The organism is Chitinophaga pinensis DSM 2588, assembly GCF_000024005.1.
Taxonomy (GTDB): Bacteria; Bacteroidota; Bacteroidia; order Chitinophagales; family Chitinophagaceae; genus Chitinophaga; species Chitinophaga pinensis.
This window is the reverse complement of the sequence record NC_013132.1, coordinates 94,676-113,240: the sequence shown is the minus strand read 5'-3', so window position 1 is coordinate 113,240 and position 18,565 is coordinate 94,676. Positions and strand designations below refer to the sequence as shown.

The window sequence follows — 18,565 nt, the reverse complement described above, 5'->3', positions numbered from 1 at the left end:
ACTTACTATGCGAGTTCCATTGCTCCTACTACTTTTTCAACCTGTTCCAGCACCGTCTGACGTAATGCTTTCACCAGTTCAGGAATGAAGTTACCATCTGCGGTATCTGTCAACCATGGATTCATGGTGGTGGAGATCAGTATATTCACCGGTTCATCATTATCTGTAGATATGCCCAGTCTTTCCTTATAGCTGTTCACAAATGATTTACCATAAGAGTCATTGTCAAACTGTGACTGTGTGACATACATCGGTGTTTTAGACGGATGGTCATGTTCTCCCGGAGAAAGACTCAGTGCCTGGAAGATGTTCAGGTTCAGCTCATTCAGTTTGTCGACATCTTTGTTTAATACACCATTTTCCTTGAAGTTGAAGGTGTAGGTAATGATGATCTGATCACTGCCCAGTTCCGGCAATAATTCTACAGCTTCTGCATTGGACATGATCTCCTCATTGGTTTTTGGAACGATCTCGTTTTTGATGAAATCATATTGTTCCTTTATTTTCTGCGGATCTTCCCCGTGCTTTTCAGCCGGCAGACGCTGGAATGGTACAATGATAAACGGATCATCCGGTTCTGCCATCGTAATAAAGGCACTGTACAGGCGTTTACTGTTGAATAAGCATTTACCAAGTATCTGTCCGTAACCACTCTGGTCCAGCGGAATCACCTGGTGACTCAGATAAGCAGCAGCTGCAGCGGCGCCAGGTTTGGAGCCTTCCAATCCGTAGATGCCCACTGTAGGATCAATGCCCCCATGATATACCACCGGCGCCGTAAAGGCTACCAGGTTACGCATAGCGCCGTTTTTATAACACAGCCCACCGGCAGGATAAGGAATATATCCCGCTTTATGCGGATCGATCGTAATAGAGTCGCACTCCTGAATATTCGCATACTGCTCGGTGACATAGTCATTCATGGTGAGCGTAGGCGTATACAATAATGCGCGTTTGGAAAGTACCTCGTGTTCCGGTTGTCTCAGTATAGACGCGAAATATCCACCCCATGCAGCATCGCCGTGTATGACGAAGTTCAGTCCTTTTTGTCTGAACTCTTCTCTTACAGCCACGATGTCTTTCAGCGGATCAACTGCACTTTCTTCTGTGCTGCCGATTACCGCTACCACCATCAGTACCGGACTTTTCCTGTCCAGTGATTTTTGCAATTCTTCTCTCAGTCGACCAATATGCAGCCGCGCATTTTCATCTACATATACCTTGATCAGGTTATTAGCCCCCAGACCCAGTACCGCCGCTGATTTAGGCCAGGAATAGTGACAGGTAGAAGCTGCCATCATAGATGGTGACTGAATGCCACTATCCAGGAATTTATTGATACCATCAAATCCGATGTTCTGTATACTGTAGTTGTTCAGTATCTGTGTGAGCAGATCGAGATTGATATTGAACTCAGATTGTAGTCTGTCGGGAATACTTAATACTTCATCCACGGAAAGATTCAGCAGATCCCAGCTGCTGGCTGCGCCAATTGTGGTAATAGTACCATTGGCCAGTGTTAATTGCAGGGCACCGGCCTGGGATAATTCAGGCGTATCCTTGATAGCGGCGGCGAGACTGATGGAATAATATTTCAGGTTACGGGCTGCCCACATCGCCTCGTTATTGGCAATAGAACCATCACAGGTAATATGCCCCCAGGCTTTCGGTATAGCCGGATTATTATCAGTGATGTTGTAACCAAGCATCTTACACAGTTCATCCCCAACGATCATCTCCAGTACCGTTGTTACCGGTGATGCTTCTGCTGCCACGTTATTCGGATTGTACAACATCGTGCCGAAGTAACCAACCATACTAGGTAAGGTGGTATCCCAGTTCATATGCGACTGCCAGCGATAGCTCCAGAAAGGTACGGAGCCTTTTAATTCTTCCAGGAGCACGTCCAGTTTATGTTGTAATACCCTGACTGTTTCCTGATATTCAGGTGTCTGTTTCATTTCTTCTGTTACATACACCGGGTCATTAGGATACAGGTTTTTACGGTCATTACAGTGATTGTCCATAGCACGCTGGATCAAATGGTGTAATAACTCCGTGTTTTCTGCTTTAGGGCCAAGGAACCAGCCGGCCAGGTCATCAGAACCAGTGCCTTTGACGCGTAGTTTGGATAGAATCTCGTTTTGTTGTTGTTGCAGCTGACGTGCAAATAGTTTCTTCGAATTAGAAGGTTGTTTCATGATAGTGGTATTTTAAGTGGGGGAAATGCGTGCAACTGTATACACTAATAAGTGTAGAATCCTTTCATGGCGTGTTCTTCCATCGGTACGTTTACAATTTCTGTATCGAAGAAGATGTTGTCTCCGACCTGTAGTTCGTATACCTGATCCTGTCCCTGGAAAGTAATTTTATAAGTGCCGGCTGATAAAGGAGGATTTTCCGGCATTGGTGTACCCGGCATACCGATGAAGCCAGCATTCGCAGAAATAGCCAGTTGATCTACAGGTAACCATGCTGGCGTCTCGCTGAGTGAGAGAATATTGAGAAAGTCTTCTTCTTTTGTCAGATAGTGATCGAGGAATGCTTCTTTCTCGTTACCGAAAATGATGTAAGTCATCTCTTCCGGATAAGGTATGCTGTAATCGAAATGACGTGCATATATGATGCGGGTGATGGTAGTCTGCACGTTATGGATAAGTGGTGTATCCGAATTAGGGTCCTGCGGCATACCTCTGAAAATATCTGCCTGAAAGTTTTTAATCTTTCCCAACATGACATCAGGAATGGTGAAGAGATCTGTTTGCAGATTACCTAACACATAGAAGTTGCCAGGATTGGATTGTCTGTCTGCAAGGTATTGTGCGAGAGCATCCGCAGGAATAGTTATTTCCAGTGTTACCTGGTACATGTGATTAGGCATATTGAACATAGGCAGATGACAAACGTATAATGTCTCTGTCCCGTTCAGAATAAACCCATGTTGGTCGGGTGTGTTTTGAATTGGATTTTTCATCATTCGGGGAATTAAGGTGTTTAGCGATTTTGATTTACAGGATAGCATGACATACACATTCCGGCGGGTGTTATACCGGTCATTACAAGCACATTGATTTGCCAGGATGTATTATATCCTTTGTTGTGTAAGATTAGCAGCTAAAAAAGTAATTTCCGGCGACGGCCTTGTAGTAGATTTAATTAAAGGTCCTTTTGAGGTTGTTTGCACGATTAACGCATGTTCACAGTTGCATAGTCAAGTTAAACTATATTTCGAACTCACAAAAATCTTTTTTAAGGTGGATAATGCTATATTAAAGTAGATGGCGGACGGCCTGTGATCAGTCTGGCGTCTTTTGAAAAATGAGCCAGATCTGTGTAGCCTTACCCGTTATCATGATATTGTTATGTATACATCAAAAATGTTTCCCTGTATGGGCAATACTGGTGTAAGAATCTTCCAATATTGATAAAGTCTTAACAATAAACCAGGTGTCATGATAAGAATAATTCGAATATTTCCTTTAATTTTCGCCCATAATTCATTTTAAATGCGAAACCAGCTTATCACAATGGCAGCATGTCTGTCAATTTTCTCATTCACTGCTTGCCAGCAGTCCCAAAACGCACAAAGTGCAGAGAATGACACTACCCAACAAGCAGCACCTGACACGACTGCTACTGTAGCGGAAACACCAGCAGCAGATACCAGTGCTGCAGCAGCCCTGACAACCGTAATGTCTGCCCCTGAAAAAGTAAAAGCAGGTGCTCCGATCATGGTGAAATTTACAGTAACCAACAATTCCGATAAGGAAGCTGAGTTCTGTAAATGGCACACACCATTCGAAGAGAAATTCCTGAATTCCTTCTTCGAGATCCAGGACAGCAAAGGGGAGTCTGCGCAGTACCAGGGTGTAATGGCAAAAAGAATCATGCCTCCTCCGGCAGAATCATTCATTAAAGTGCCTGCAAAAGGAACTGTATCTGCAGAGATTGATCTGACCAAAGGTTATAAGATCTCCGCTCCTGGTACTTACAAAGTAGCCTACCAGGGTGACGGTATCAGTGGTCTGAAGAATGTAAACACAGTATCTGTGACTGTCGAGTAACTGATCTTACTGATATAAGGCAAGGGGGGCGTTCATCAACTGGTGAACGCCCCCTTTTACATTTCGTACTATTCATAAATCGCTATAATAAACTGCCAATAAATTATATTTTCGTTCTTTCCTGGCGAATAACCCGCCCATCTTTCATCTTCTAAGAACGTAATATGAAGATCACTGCTATTATTCCACTATTTGTTATGGGCTTCTCCTGCGTCGTTACAGGTCAGACGAGGAGGCATACCACACAGGTCCAACAGTACATTGCTAATCGTGCTCCACTGCAGGAAAAACCTTACATCGAACTGCCCCTTGGTTCCATTGAACCACAGGGATGGCTGCGCACAATGCTTGTTAATCAGAAAAACGGCGCTACCGGACAACTTGATAAGTTGTACCCCCTGGTCATGAATCACAGAAATGGCTGGCTGGGTGGTGATGGCGACCAATGGGAACGTGGTCCTTACTGGATTGATGGTTTATTACCATTGGCTTACATCCTTAAAGACACCGCGCTGATCGCCAAAGTAAAGCCCTGGATTGAATGGTCTATCAGGAGTCAGCAACCGGACGGCTACTTTGGTCCTGCTACCGATTATCCGGCAGAACCGGGCCTGCAACGCGATAATAGTCGCGATTGGTGGCCCAAGATGGTCATGCTCAAAGTGCTGAAGCAATATTACTCGGCTACAGGCGACAAACGTGTGATTACCCTGCTGACCAACTATTTCCGCTATCAGCTGAACGAACTGCCGAAACATCCGCTTGATCATTGGTCTTTCTGGGGAAAGTACCGTGGTGGCGATAATCTGATGGTCGTTTACTGGTTGTACAACATCACCGGAGATAAATTCCTCCTGGATCTCGCAGAGCTGGTGCATAAGCAGACCTTCGACTATACCGAAGCCTTCCTGCATGGCGATCTGTTGCGCAGACCATTCAGTATCCACGGTGTTAATCTGGCACAGGGTATTAAAGAACCGGGTATCTATTATCAGCAACATCCGGAGAAGAAATATTTGGATGCCTTGCAGACGGGCTTCAAAGATCTGCGTTTTTATAACGGGATGGCGCATGGTCTGTATGGTGGTGATGAAGCCTTACATGGTAACAATCCTACACAGGGTTCAGAGCTTTGTACGGCGGTAGAGATGATGTTTTCCCTGGAAAGCATCCTGGAGATCACCGGAGATGTGGCCTATGCAGATCACCTGGAGAAAATTGCCTTTAACGCTTTACCTGCACAGGTCTTTGAAAACTTTATAGACCGCCAGTATTTTCAGCAGGCCAATCAGGTAATGGCGACCCGTTACGTGCGTAACTTTGATCAGAATCATGCAGGCACAGATGTTTGCTATGGTTTGCTGACGGGTTATCCCTGCTGTACTTCAAATATGCATCAGGGTTGGCCGAAGTTCACACAAAACCTCTGGTACGCTACGGCTGACAAAGGCATTGCCGCATTAGTTTATGCACCAAGTACGGTGACTACCTATGTAGGTGAACAAACACCGGTGTCTTTTAAAGAAGAAACAGCCTATCCATTCGGGGAATCCGTTCGTTTCACTTTTTCTACCAGTAAGAAGACAAGTGCAGTTTCCTTCCCGTTTCATCTGCGTGTACCTGCCTGGTGTAAACAGGCTACCATCAAGGTAAACGGGCAGGTATTCCAGCAGTCGCCAGGTAATCAGATCGTAAAAATAGAGCGTAGCTGGAAATCGGGAGACATCGTAGAATTGATACTTCCTATGCATATTTCACAAAGCAGATGGTATGAAAACTCGGTGTCTGTTGAACGTGGTCCGGTGACTTATGCATTGAAGATGGGAGAATCTGTTAAGAAAGTGGCCGTTGAGAAAGAAGCGGTGGCATTTGGTAACGCTTATTATGAAGTGCATCCCACTACACCATGGAATTACGCGTTGCTGGAAGTACCGGAAGATCAGCTGCAACTATGGTATGCAGTGGAAAAGAAGGACAGTCTGGTCAGCTATCCATGGAATCAGGAACATGCACCGATAGTGATCCGTACAAAAGCGAAGCGTATCCCTTCATGGAGTCTTTACAATGAAATGACGGGCCCTGTTCCATTCTCTATGATGTGGGGATTGGAGACAATGCCGGCCGAAGAAATTACACTTATTCCATACGGTTGTACCAAACTGCGTGTATCGCAGTTCCCGATGGTATGGAGGCAGTAGGGAGAAATTAAGAATTAAGAATTAAGAATTAAGAATTAAGAATTAGCAAGAAATATTGCTAATGGTATCAGCATAGTAAATATCCATACAAAAGCGGTTGTCTCATTACGAAACAACCGCTTTTGTATGTAGAACAAGGATAAGCGCAATAACCAATAAGATTCAATAATTCCCGAGACTGACATTTGCAGCAAATTCTTAATTCTTAATTCCTAATTCTTAATTGATTAAATAGTGCCAATCTGTTTGGTATTACCGAAGTCACAGGCGCTGCAACCATCCTGTCCGAACGGACCATCGGTACCAGAACAAGCCGGGAAGTTCCAGTAAGATCTGTCGCGGAACAATGGTCCTTTACCTGGATCACCCCAGTTACCGCTGAAGTTAAACTCGAATGCGCTACAGCTCATTTGTACCAGTCTGTTGCCGGTCAGCACTTCATCCTGTGTACCATTCGGGTTTCTGTAATCACCCCAGTAAGCACATTCGTAACCTGGTAAGGTGACAGAGCTGCCGAAGTGGTACATACCATGTGCAAATTTACCTACCCATGCCTGTACCCTTGTACCAGCTGCTTTACTTCTGTAGTCTTTGGTGTAGTAACCGCCATGCTGGAAGTATGTAACGGAAATGATACGTTGTGTAGACTGTCTGAACTGGATAACAACGTGCTCCAGGTCATAATCATGTCCACCGAGATTGGAGAAACAGTTTTCCTGGCGTTTGTACGCCCACCAGTAGTCGATGAAGATCCTGTCTGCATCGCTTGGGTGTACCTGTACATCGAAATAGGTAGGAAAATCTTTTGATCGCGGAACTGTTCTTTCTACCAGTACCAGCTTACCGCCACATGCAGCGGAAGAAGGATCAGAACTGGCGAAAATGTTTTCTACCGTAGTCGGATAATCCGGTGATGCACGGTCAAATTTGATCAATGGTGCAAACTGTGTTGCCCATGCCTGAGCGGAGGTGCCGCTTACCTTCGTGGAACTTTCAGAACAGGCGCATGGAGTGGCAGCTGCGACAGCAGCTACTTCCGTTTCGTTCTTCATTTTTGGCGCCATTTCTTCGTCAGCTTTCTGACATTGTGTTAACAGTAATAAGCTACAGCAGCTTAACAGGAAGAGGGTTGTTTTTTTCATTTATTATAGGTTTTTAAGGAAAAACGTGGATGGTGAATAACTGTCTTTCTGCTGCAATACCGGGTCAAGGATACTTATTTTCTCCGCATTTCAACTGCCGTTAAAATGCTTAAGTGCTGTATGGATTTTTTTACAGCGTTAAGCAATTCGCATACCTTATAAGGTTGTACAATGATGCTATAAGGTGAAATGGGCGGGAGCAAAAATATAAAAGGGTTTGTGAGTGTATGTTATGAGAATATTAATAAAATGTCATCTTTATGAAGGGGGCTTATTTACTTGTTTAAATAATAAGAGCTGGCTTTGCGCCAGCTCTCTGAAGTTTTGATTACAGATAGATCGCTACTTTATACAGATACCACCCCCTGCCTAATTTTCTTACCATCATCACTTTATCAGGTCGTAGTTCAGGCAGATATTTTTCATCTGGTGTATACAGATAACCTACCTGGTCATAAAGAATATGAAAGTCGATACATTGTGCCGGGAGGAAACCTCCTGTGGTGATATTACTGATCAGTAAAGGACGGTATGCCGGTGTTTTTGTATTGACCAATGAATTGTATTCATCGTGTGGTTGCTGGAGCGCCTGTCTGGCTGCTACCAGCAGATTGTCAAATGCAGGGCGATATTTATTGAAATGTGCGATCAGGGTGTCGTCAGGTGCTAATTTCAACTGCAGACTATTAACAATAAAATCAAACTCTTCCCTGGTTTTATATTCCGGATCGGTATACTGTTGCGCTTCCCGTAGTGTACTGTCAATGGCTGCTTCTGATAATGCCTGCATAGCCCGTAGTTTCCTTACATGGAGCTGTGCCAGTGTTGGCGTACCAATACCCGACAGCTTCCAGCTGCCGCTGTCTTTTGTGAAAAAGAGATACTTATCGATGATAAGATTGCCTTGCCGGAGGTTGAGCGCTACGGCACTATTTTCACCACGTTGCTGTAAGAGCAGAAAGGATCGCTGCATATCGGCAGGAAGATCACGTCCGCTTGGGCTACCACGATAATCACCGGTACTGTGGGCGTTGATGAATTTTTCATCTGCATTCACCTGGAAGATCTTTTTTGCTACCATAACAGGTTGAAGCGATGACTGGGCACAGGCGCTGAGCAATGCAGCCAGCAGGATAAGCGGGAGTTTGTTCATCATCCGGGCAAGTTAGGGAAATATCAGCCGAGTTTTGTATTATGTGATCAGTTCACGTTAATAACCCATGAAAAACTTAATCCTATTACTGCTACTCCTCTGCTGCGGTGCATTTATACCATCTCCGCCTGATAAATCCATTATTGCAATATTGCGTAAGCAGGTATTGAGAGAAGCTGCCTGGGCTTTACAACAAGTCCCGGAAACGGTAACAGCACAAAGCTGTGTACGCAGCGCCGGTGGTAAACACGACTTTTATTCAGAAGGTGATTACTGGTGGCCGGTCGCTGGTCAGCCGGACAGCCCCTATGTACAAAGAGACGGTATGACCAACCCGGATAATTTTGTTGCACACCGGCTGGCCATGATACGGTTCAGCCGTATTATCGGCGCTCTGGCTTCCGCTTACCGTATTACCGGCGACCAACGATATGTCATCGCCGCACAGGTACACCTGAAAGCCTGGTTTACTGATACAGCGACGCTTATGCATCCTAACCTGTTATATGCACAGGCTATTAAAGGGCGTTTTACCGGCAGGGGGATTGGTATCATTGATACGATTCACCTGATGGAAGTGGCGCAGGGAGTATTGGTGATGCAGGAAGCCACTGTTTTCGATAAGACCTTACTGGCGGATATCAGGCGTTGGTTTGTGGATTATCTGCAATGGCTGACCAGCCATCCCTATGCAAAGGATGAAATGAATGCAAAGAATAACCATGGTACCTGCTGGGTAATGCAGGTGGCCAGTTTTGCCCGTTTTACCGGAGATACCACCTTATTACAGTTCTGCCGGAAAAGGTACCAGGAAGTCCTTTTACCTAATCAGATGGCTGCGGATGGCAGTTTCCCGCTGGAACTGGCCAGAACGAAACCTTATGGGTATTCGCTGTTTAACCTGGACGCCATGGTCACCATCTGCCAGATCCTCTCGGATGAAGAGCATTCCCTCTGGACATATCAGCTGCCTGATGGCAGGACGATCCATAAGGGAATCGAGTATTTGTATCCCTATGTGGCAGACAAGCGTAAATGGCCTAAAAAGCCCGATGTAATGTATTGGGAGGAATGGCCGGTAGCACATCCATTTCTGGTATTTGGAGCAAATACCTGGCAGCAGCAAACCTGGTTGGATACCTGGAAGAAGCTGGATCACCAGCCTTCCAATGCAGAAGTAGTGAGAAATTTACCTATCAGGCATCCATTGATATGGTTATAGCTGATATATGTTGTCGCTGTTCAGATAGTACGCCTGTATACACCTTTAATAAGCCTTCTACTATCGTCACACTATACTCATCTTTCGTTAATGCTACGTTGAAAAGGCAGCATTATGGTAAGATAAGTACCTTCTGAGTATAGTTATATGAGAAGATCAGCGGGGTCGTTTCATTGACATTTATCAACGAAATTAACGAATATAAGTCAATGGAACAAGGGGCTGATATGATGCAATTTTGTGTTGTAAACAAAGCAAAAAATTAACAACAAAAATATTGTAATCATGAAAAAGATAATACTGATCACAGGCACAAGTACTGGTTTTGGTAAATTAATGACCCTTACACTGGCGAAAGCAGGACATACTGTTATTGCTGCCATGAGAGGCGTTACAGACAAAAATGCGGCAGCAGCAAAAGAACTGAGTGAAGTACCTAACGTAGATGTAGTAGAACTGGATGTAACAGACGATGCTTCTGTGAAGAATGCGGTGAATACTGTATTGGCAAAACATGGCAGAATAGATGTACTGGTAAATAATGCAGCCGTATCCGGCTTTGGATTACTGGAATCATGGTCCATCGATCAGATCAAAAAGATGGAAGAAGTCAATGTATATGGTGTGATACGTACTTATCAGGCGGTATTACCTGCAATGCGCAAAGAAAAGAACGGATTGATCATCAACCTCACATCCGGCGCCAGCGGTTTTACCTTGCCTTTTATGGTGCCTTACCTGATGGGTAAGTTTGCTGTAGAAACGATCACTGAAGGAGCACAGCATGAGTTAAAACAGTACGGTATCGAAAACGTATCTATACAACCAGGTGTGTATCCGACTGAGATGAATAACGGTGGAAAGGCAGGCGTACATGCAGATAAAGAAAACATCACTGCTGAATATGGTGAGCCGGCACAGCAATTGTTTGGATCTATCGGTGCGGCTTTATTTGGTAAGATGGCCGAGTTTAACATGGATCCGCAGGTAATTGCTGACGGTGTACTGGCACTGGTAAATATGGAAAAAGGCACTCGTCCGCTGCGCTATCCACTTGATGCAATTGCACAGGGAACAGATAAAGAATTTGTCGAAACCAGGGCGGCGATTAAAGAAAAATGGACGGCGAGTTATGGTCTTTCTCTTTAATGAAATTAAACGTGTATCATTCAATCAGTTAGTGTTGCGTTAAATGCGTGTTAAAGCAATACCTTGCATCGATTGATTTTTATATCGAAATTCTTCGTACATTTGTACACGATTTTTAAAAGCAATTAATCACAATGAATAACATTCTTACATATCAATCAGCGTTCAACGCAAGTGCTGCAATAAGAGCAGTAATTGCCAGTACCTGTATTGTCTTAATTAAGAACGGGGAGGCAAATCCTTGCCCGGATGTAAGAGGTTAATTATTGTGTCTGGATATTCTTCAGAGGCCCCTTCATCCGAAGGGGCCTTTTTATTTTGTCTCCCCCATTCTCCCGCTATTTACAGTTCATTTATAACATTATTTATCACAAGCAATATGAAAGCTGTTATCAAAACATTGACAATTTTATTTAAACCGCTAGTCCGGTAACGTCAGTGCTTTGCATATTGCGAGAAGCCTTCCGTTACCAGAACGGAAGGCTTTTTTATTTGGCTTTAAAATCAACTACAATGAAACGATTGGATAACTTCAGAAATATAGGAATCATGGCGCATGTCGATGCAGGTAAAACCACTGTTACTGAACGCATGCTTTATTATACAGGTCTTACACACAAGCTGGGTAGCGTTGATGAAGGAAATACCGTGATGGATAGCGATCCGCAGGAAGAAAAAAGAGGTATTACCATCTCTTCTGCTGCGATCACGACCTACTGGCAATTAGATAATAATAAATACCAGGTGAACATCATTGATACGCCCGGTCACATTGACTTCACTGCTGAAGTAGAACGTTCCCTGCGTGTACTGGATGGCGCTATTGCTGTATTCTGCGCGAAATCTGGTGTGCAGCCGCAATCTGAAACAGTATGGCAACAGGCGAACCGTTATAATGTACCCCGCATTATTATGATCAATAAGATGGACAGACAAGGTGCTGACTTCCGTCGCGTAGTAAACGAGATCCGTGATATGTTGCACGCAAATGCAGTTCCTGTGCAGATACCGATTGGTGCAGAGGATGATTTCTCTGGTGTGATAGATCTGATCGCAATGAAGGCGTATGTCTGGAGTGGTGATGATGGTAAGTCTTATTCCGTTACAGATATCCCTGCGCATTTGCAGGAAGAAGCGATGCAGGCACGTGTGGTCTTGTTAGAAGAGTTGTCTTTGTATGATGAAGTGATCTTCAATAGTTATACGAATGATCCGGCTAGCGTAGCAGCGGAAGATATCTATCGTGCCTTACGTCAGACTACCTTACAGATGCAGGTAATACCTGTACTGGCTGGTGCAGCTTATCGCAATAAGGGCGTACAGCCTTTGCTGGATGCTGTTGTACGTTATCTGCCTGCGCCGGTTGATATGCCGCAGATACATGCAGTGGATGTTGAAACAGAAGAAGCTACAATGCTTACTGCCAGTGAAGAAAGTCCGTTTGCTGCCTTAGCATTTAAGATCATCTCTGATGATTATGCCGGTAAACTGACAATGGTCAGGGTGTATTCCGGTGTATTGCGTACAGGTGACTCCGTGTGGAATAGTCGTACTGGTAAACATGTGCGTATCAGTCGCCTGATGCGTATCATGTCAGATAAATATGAAACTGCGGATGCGATCACTGCCGGGGATATTGGCGCGGTGGTAGGGTTAAAAGATGTGCGCACAGGCGATACGCTGTCTGATCCGGATCAACCGGTATTACTGGAAAAGATCAGTTTCCCTGAACCTATGATCGGCTATGCGATTGAAGCAAAAGTGGCAAAAGATGTGAGTAAGCTGAGTGAGGCACTGTCAAAACTGGTAGAAGAAGATCCTACGCTGAGTGTAAGTGTAGATCCGGCTTCAGGTCAGACCATCCTGAAAGGTATGGGCGAGCTGCACCTGGAAGTTGTACTGGAAAAACTGACGAGCAACTATCATGTTGAGATCAGTAAAGGTCAGCCACAGATTGCGTATAAGGAAGTGTTCACGCAGGCGATTGAACACAAGGAAGTGTATAGTAAGCAGAACGGTGGTTCTGGTAGCTTCGCAGAGATTGTGTTTGAATTGTCGCCACGTGAAGACGGACAAGCAGGTCTTGAGTTTGTGAATGAAGTGACTGGTGGAGCAATTCCCCGTGAATTCATTCCTGCTGTGAAGAAAGGATTTGAAGAGGCGATGAAGACCGGTGCATTGGCGGGTTATCCGGTACAATCCATGAAAGTGCGTTTGCTGGATGGATCTATGCATGTAAAAGACTCTCATGCGCAGGACTTTGAACATGCTGCTATCCTGGGCTTCCGTCATGCTGCACTGAAAGCCGCTCCCCGTTTACTGGAGCCTTTCATGAGCGTAGAAGTGACCTTGCCTGAAGAACATACCGGCGCTATCACCGGTGATCTGAACAGACGCCGTGGTGTGATCAAAGGAATGGAAATGAAGGCGAGTGCCCAGTATATCAGGGCCGAGGCGCCTTTGTCTGATTTGTTTGGATATGTGAACACCCTGCGTGCATTGTCATCCGGCAGAGCCGCTGCTTCTGTCACTTTCCAGGAGTATCAGCTGGTGCCTAATAATATTGCCGGTAGAGTACTGGCAACAATCTGATAAAAAAAGGCAGTTCACTGTGAGGTGAACTGCCTTTTATCGTTACAGATACCTGGTTTATTTCTGCAAAACCATGATATTATTCATCATGAAGGCGTCTCCACCTTCTGCGATGATGTTGTATACCGGTTGTTTTCCACCGGCAGACTCCGTTTTATTAACAACAGTATATGTGACGAGTGTATTGGTGTGTTCATCCATACAAAGCAGCTGGTCGCCGGTCGTAACCGCTCCCATTTGTTTTTTCCCGGCTACCGTCAGTACCGGATGATTCGGCGTAGCCTGTAATACTTTGTTTGATAACAGTACTTCATGCATACCGGCAGTATTGTTTTCAATTGTGTGCATGACCAGCAAACGGGTGATGGCATAGTTTTCTGCGGTATGTTGTACCAGCTCTTTTACCCGGATGGTGCTGGTCCGGTGTGTATTGGCATCCGGACTGATAATCTCGTCTCCCGGACGGATATCACGTAAGGCTTTCTGTGCGCCATTGGCCAGATTGACCATTTGATCGCCAGGGAAGCAGATGTCTGTGCCATAAGTGCCCGCTTCTTCTTTCACATCTTTACCGGCATTCATGGACTTGTACAGCTGGTAACTGAATTCTTTGGACAACACATAAGAGAGTTTCAATACATAGTTCTTCTCCACTTTGTCGGTGGCATGAATGTCTTCAAAGTATTGATTCCAGATATCAGGGTTGCTGTTGAATAAAGGCATGACAGCTGTGTATAACTTCCCGGCTTCGTTGGTGTAGAAGATGACGGTGGCAATGTCCAGCATACTGTCTTTGGCGACAAGCCGATAGAGGTCAATTCTTTTCTTCTGACCGTCATCGCCTGTAATGAGATAGGGTTTACGCATCTCATAGCGGTCCAGTACGTATTCATTATTGAACTTAACATAGGTATCGTTATCGAGATCTTTTACGGTAAATGATTTTGCCTTTACATATTCCGCCATTGTCATGGGGCGGGATTGCGCCAGCAATTGCAGTACGAGGAAAGAACAGAGTAATGTCAGCAGATATTTTTTCATACAATGATTTTGTTAAGATAATTCCTTGAATGCGGCTGCGAATGCCTGCATTTCATCCATTCGTCCGATGCTGATCCTGCACCAGTGACTATTATTCATTTTCCAGTTACGCAGTCCGACACTCCGTTTCATCATTTCTTCCTGGAAGCGTTCTCCGTCCATTTTGAGTGGGAACATGACAAAGTTGGTATGCGATGGGATGTATGAATAACCTTCTGCTTTCAGCGTGTCGTACAGGAATTGTTTGCTTTCAATTGTTTTAGCCACGACTTCTTTCATATAGGCTTTGTCCTGGTAACTGGCCAGGGCGCCGCTGATAGCTGGAGCGGAAAGAGCTGCCCAGCTACAGGAGGTATTCGGTTGTAACCTGGCAATGATGGCAGGCGGTGCAATGATATATCCGATACGTAGCCCTGCCAGACCGTATACTTTAGAAAAGGTACGTGCTACGATGATGTTCTGTCCTTTCTTGACATTGCCGATAAGCGTGGTACTATCTGCATCCGGCAGATAATCGATGTAAGCCTCGTCAACGAATACGGTGGCTTTCTGAGATACCCTTTCGCAGAAAGCTTTGAGTTTATCTTTATCAACGATGGTACCAGTAGGATTATTTGGATTACAGATGTACACCAGTTTGGTGTCAGACGTGATCGCCCGTTCCATCGCGTCCAGGTCGTGTGTATAGTCTTTTGTTAAAGGTACCCTGACCCATTTTGCATTGACTTTTTCACAGCGGGTAGGCAGATCGTCGTAGGTAGGATCGGCGGTGACGATATTACCGCCACTACCTAACAGACTTACGGCAGTACCTAACAGCAGTGGAGAGGAACCGGAGCTGATCATGAGCATATCAGGCGTGATACCTTCATAGGCGCAGATCTTCTCTTCCAGTTCGGGAATCAGTCTGATGGGGTATTGATAACTGGTTGTTACTGCCTCCATAATGGCCTTTTTAGCCGCCGGAGAAGGCCCGAAAGGGTTTTCATTGGCAAAGAGCCGGGCTTTCAGATTGACCGGCAATTTGGGCGAAATGGTGAAGTCTGTGGCATAAGCAGTGCTATTGCTGGCGACAGGTGCTGCCTGCAGCCGGCTGAGGACTGGCGGAAGCATGGTGAATCCCCCGGTAAACAGCGCTGTTGTTTTCAGCCAGTTACGTCTGTTCATGGAGTTGGTGGTACTCATAGCAATTCGTTTTGGTTGTAAAGAATATCTATACGTCAGCTGCCGGTGGCAGTGGGATAGGAAATACGTTGATCTGTTACGCGTGCGTGTATATCAGCTACCGTTCTTCTGGCCGATTCGAACGCACCTGCCATCCAGGCATTGAGGTAGGTGGTATGTTCACCTGCGAAGTATACCTGTTTGTCAGGTTGTAATAAACTTTTATAATGCGTTTGCCGGGTGGCGCCGGTATATAAGCCCCATCCGCCCATGCTGTAAGGCGTCTTATGCCAGCTCACAGAAAAGGAAGATTCAAACTCTTTCCGGTATTGGGGGTGTATCAGACTACCTTTTTCCATGGCTAGTTTTTCTCTTTCGGCGTGTGTCATGTTCCCAACCCGTTTTGCTTTATCATGGAAATTGTAGTAACCCAGCAGAATGCCTTTTTTACTGAGGTAGTCGTAAGACGGATAGAAGATCTGGGTGAGTTCGTTATTTGTATGGGTGATTCCTCCGAAGATCTGTTCATCTTCTTCCCAGAACCTTCTCTTGAACTGCATACCGATCTTTCCGGTAATCATGTAAGGGACGTAGTCAATCGCCCGGCTCACATCGGAGGAAAAATTATGCCTGATGTTACTTAATACCGGGAGTGGCAGGGTACAGATACAGAGGTCTGCCTGTATGGCTCCTTCGCCTTTTTTATCCTTATAAAGAACCTTTACTCCTTCCGGCTGATTGAGGATATCCGTCACTTCACAGCCGTACCGGATCATCTTACCCAGTCGTTGCTCAAATGCTTTGGCGATATTATCCATACCACCTACGGCCTGGAACATGGTCATCTGGAGTTCATACGTATACTCAGCCACGTTATAGAAGTCGGGATCGGCGAGTCCGGAGGAAATGATATCCGCCAGTTTATGTGGATCTCCTATTTTCCCGGGTTTGTCTCCGGCGCCCGGTTGTTCGGCAAAACCTCTTCTGTCGGAAGCCTTGTAAAGTTTATCTATATCAAGGCCGCCTTCTGCCCGGAGGTATTCCAGTATTTTCCGGGTATCTTCTTTGGAAAGCGCCGTATCGATCTTTTGCTGATCAACCGCTTTAGCCAGGAGCTCCATTGTATAACCACGGAGGTCATTATGGATTTCCCGGGCCCTGATCTTTTTATTGGAAAGGGGGCCTTTGCCTTCGGCGAAGAGGTAAGTAGCCTCGTTCACGTTATTGTACACCTGTATAGGTACCTGTAGTTCCCGACAATAGTGCATGGTCAGTTCATGATGATGCGGGATACGGGAGGGACCGGCATTAAAGTACATGCCTTCGTCAAACCGGGCGGTTTGCGGAGGGATATCTGTTTCCTGGTGGACGGTTCCTTTCCGGATACTCCAGCATCTGCCTCCGGCCCTGTTCCTTGCTTCCAGCAGGGTACACTGATAGCCCAGTTTTGTGAGTTCGTAAGCGGCTGTAAGTCCGGCGAGGCCTGCGCCAAGGATAACAATACGTTTACCGTTCCCCGTGCCCTGAAGTGCGAAGGCGTGGGCAGGTGCGGGAGGCAGCATTCCTAATGCCAGCATAGCCGGATAGGCAGCCGCTACTTTCCCGGTTTGGGATAAGAAGGCTCTTCTTGAGATTGACATTCTGGTTGATATATGAAAAAATATGAATACTTCGCTTCCTTCTCTAATTTAAAAATATTTGTTGACTGAGGGTGAGAATTTATTCAAATGGTATAATAAATAATATGTATATAATTTATATATCTTGCGGAACAATACAGCTATATCGACTATGGGCTTTTTCGCTAATCTATTTGGCCTTCGAAACAACAAGAAAAGGCGGGCCGTTCCCGCGTCAGCATTGACAGACATTGATATTTTTGACAAAGAATTCCTGGCCGCAGCTTCCCGTTATACCAGCCGGCCAAAGGGGGAAATGAATATGCGGGTACGTTCGGAAGAGACAAACGAGGTGATTCCATTCGCTTTGGCCTTTCCGGAAGCATTTGAAGAATGGAAACAGGTAAAATCAGTTTGGGACAAAAGGGGGATCATTTACAAGGTATTAGACAACTCCATCGGAGAGTCACTGAAGCTCTGGCAGGTAATTGAGCGTTATAATATTGATCGCTATCCGGAGCACGCATTAAAGATCGCGGCAGAACATGCCACGGGACCAGATCTGACTGACGCCAATTTCCATATGGCGGTAGCCAGGGCGTATTTTATCCTGACCCGGTACAAAGAGGCCCAGGAAAGGGCTGAAAAGGCACTTAGTCTGGTACCTAATCATATGAAGGCGAAGATCCTGCTGGGAGATATCTGGCACCATACCCACCAACAGGAACGGGCCGACGATATGTATAGTGAGGTATTAAAGATTAAAATGACAAGTGATACCAGAAAGTCGCTAACTATTCACGAACTGGTAGGGTTTGATAACGATCTTGTACATTCTCCCGTATATGCGGTGGCCATGCTGAGAAGAGATGCTGCTGTTACGGAATCCCTCTGGGATAGTCTTGCCTGTGAATTCTATCATTATCCACATTTCCGTTCTGCACACGCCACTTATCTTGTGCAGCAAGGTGATTATATGAAAGCCTTTTCGAAATTCATGACCCTTAGCCGGGAAATGCCCTGGTTCAAAGAGGGAGTTATTAATACTTATAGTCTGATGCAGCAGCTGGGACTTGAGCCACAGATGATAGAAGATAAAGTGCGGTTGGAGGAAATCATCCGTAAAGAACACTGGACGGTGTGAAATTAGGAATTAAGAATTAAGAATTAAGAATTAAAATGCAGCGAAGATTTTGGCGAATAGGTTGGAGCTGTATACTA

13 protein-coding genes are annotated in these 18,565 nt (G+C 45.3%); 6 read left to right on the top strand and 7 right to left on the bottom strand.

Annotation, left to right across the window (positions count from 1 at the left end; all coding sequences use genetic code 11):
• Window positions 1-5 precede the first annotated feature (5 nt).
• Together CPIN_RS00440 and CPIN_RS00435 are read right to left on the bottom strand one after the other, a co-directional pair.
• A complete protein-coding gene (locus CPIN_RS00440) occupies window positions 6-2,201 on the bottom strand; it encodes a pyridoxal-dependent decarboxylase (RefSeq protein ID WP_012787775.1) in 2,196 nt (731 codons plus the stop codon).
• 44 nt (window positions 2,202-2,245) lie between these two features.
• Complete coding sequence (locus tag CPIN_RS00435) at window positions 2,246-2,977, bottom strand: hypothetical protein (RefSeq protein ID WP_187294732.1); 732 nt, start codon at window positions 2,975-2,977, stop codon at window positions 2,246-2,248.
• A 529-nt stretch (window positions 2,978-3,506) separates the two neighbouring features.
• Between CPIN_RS00435 and CPIN_RS00425 the strand changes: the two genes are divergently transcribed.
• Window positions 3,507-4,064: a hypothetical protein gene (locus tag CPIN_RS00425; protein WP_012787772.1), complete on the top strand. Its 558-nt coding sequence runs from the start codon at window positions 3,507-3,509 to the stop codon at window positions 4,062-4,064.
• 164 nt (window positions 4,065-4,228) lie between these two features.
• Complete coding sequence (locus tag CPIN_RS00420; protein ID WP_012787771.1) at window positions 4,229-6,262, top strand: beta-L-arabinofuranosidase domain-containing protein; 2,034 nt, start codon at window positions 4,229-4,231, stop codon at window positions 6,260-6,262.
• 227 nt (window positions 6,263-6,489) lie between these two features.
• Here the strand turns inward: CPIN_RS00420 and CPIN_RS00415 are convergent, their stop codons facing one another.
• Both CPIN_RS00415 and CPIN_RS00410 read right to left on the bottom strand, forming a co-directional pair.
• Window positions 6,490-7,404 carry a hypothetical protein gene (locus CPIN_RS00415; protein ID WP_012787770.1) on the bottom strand — a complete coding sequence of 305 codons (915 nt, stop codon included), beginning with the start codon at window positions 7,402-7,404 and terminating at the stop codon, window positions 6,490-6,492.
• Between the two features lie 328 nt (window positions 7,405-7,732).
• Window positions 7,733-8,560 (bottom strand): hypothetical protein, encoded by an 828-nt coding sequence (locus CPIN_RS00410; protein WP_148230486.1) that lies wholly within the window; start codon window positions 8,558-8,560, stop codon window positions 7,733-7,735.
• 64 nt (window positions 8,561-8,624) lie between these two features.
• Between CPIN_RS00410 and CPIN_RS00405 the strand changes: the two genes are divergently transcribed.
• The 3 genes from CPIN_RS00405 to fusA all read left to right on the top strand — a co-directional run bounded on the left by CPIN_RS00405 (window position 8,625) and on the right by fusA (window position 13,520).
• Window positions 8,625-9,779 carry an alginate lyase family protein gene (locus CPIN_RS00405; RefSeq protein WP_012787768.1) on the top strand — a complete coding sequence of 385 codons (1,155 nt, stop codon included), beginning with the start codon at window positions 8,625-8,627 and terminating at the stop codon, window positions 9,777-9,779.
• A gap of 285 nt (window positions 9,780-10,064) precedes the next feature.
• Window positions 10,065-10,928 carry an SDR family oxidoreductase gene (locus CPIN_RS00400; RefSeq protein ID WP_012787767.1) on the top strand — a complete coding sequence of 288 codons (864 nt, stop codon included), beginning with the start codon at window positions 10,065-10,067 and terminating at the stop codon, window positions 10,926-10,928.
• Between the two features lie 513 nt (window positions 10,929-11,441).
• Window positions 11,442-13,520: an elongation factor G gene (gene fusA / locus CPIN_RS00395; protein WP_012787766.1), complete on the top strand. Its 2,079-nt coding sequence runs from the start codon at window positions 11,442-11,444 to the stop codon at window positions 13,518-13,520.
• A 57-nt stretch (window positions 13,521-13,577) separates the two neighbouring features.
• Here fusA and CPIN_RS00390 read toward each other — a convergent pair whose 3' ends face one another.
• Genes CPIN_RS00390 through CPIN_RS00380 form a run of 3 tightly spaced genes read right to left on the bottom strand, consistent with a single transcriptional unit; the run spans window position 13,578 to window position 17,365 of the window.
• Window positions 13,578-14,561, bottom strand: coding sequence for a Hint domain-containing protein (locus CPIN_RS00390; protein WP_012787765.1), 984 nt, complete (start codon window positions 14,559-14,561; stop codon window positions 13,578-13,580).
• Window positions 14,562-14,573: 12 nt separating this feature from the next.
• Window positions 14,574-15,746 (bottom strand): pyridoxal phosphate-dependent aminotransferase, encoded by a 1,173-nt coding sequence (locus tag CPIN_RS00385; RefSeq protein ID WP_012787764.1) that lies wholly within the window; start codon window positions 15,744-15,746, stop codon window positions 14,574-14,576.
• 35 nt (window positions 15,747-15,781) lie between these two features.
• A complete protein-coding gene (locus CPIN_RS00380) occupies window positions 15,782-17,365 on the bottom strand; it encodes a flavin monoamine oxidase family protein (RefSeq protein ID WP_012787763.1) in 1,584 nt (527 codons plus the stop codon).
• 124 nt (window positions 17,366-17,489) lie between these two features.
• Between CPIN_RS00380 and CPIN_RS00375 the strand changes: the two genes are divergently transcribed.
• Window positions 17,490-18,488 carry a tetratricopeptide repeat protein gene (locus CPIN_RS00375; protein WP_148230485.1) on the top strand — a complete coding sequence of 333 codons (999 nt, stop codon included), beginning with the start codon at window positions 17,490-17,492 and terminating at the stop codon, window positions 18,486-18,488.
• Window positions 18,489-18,565: the final 77 nt, after the last annotated feature.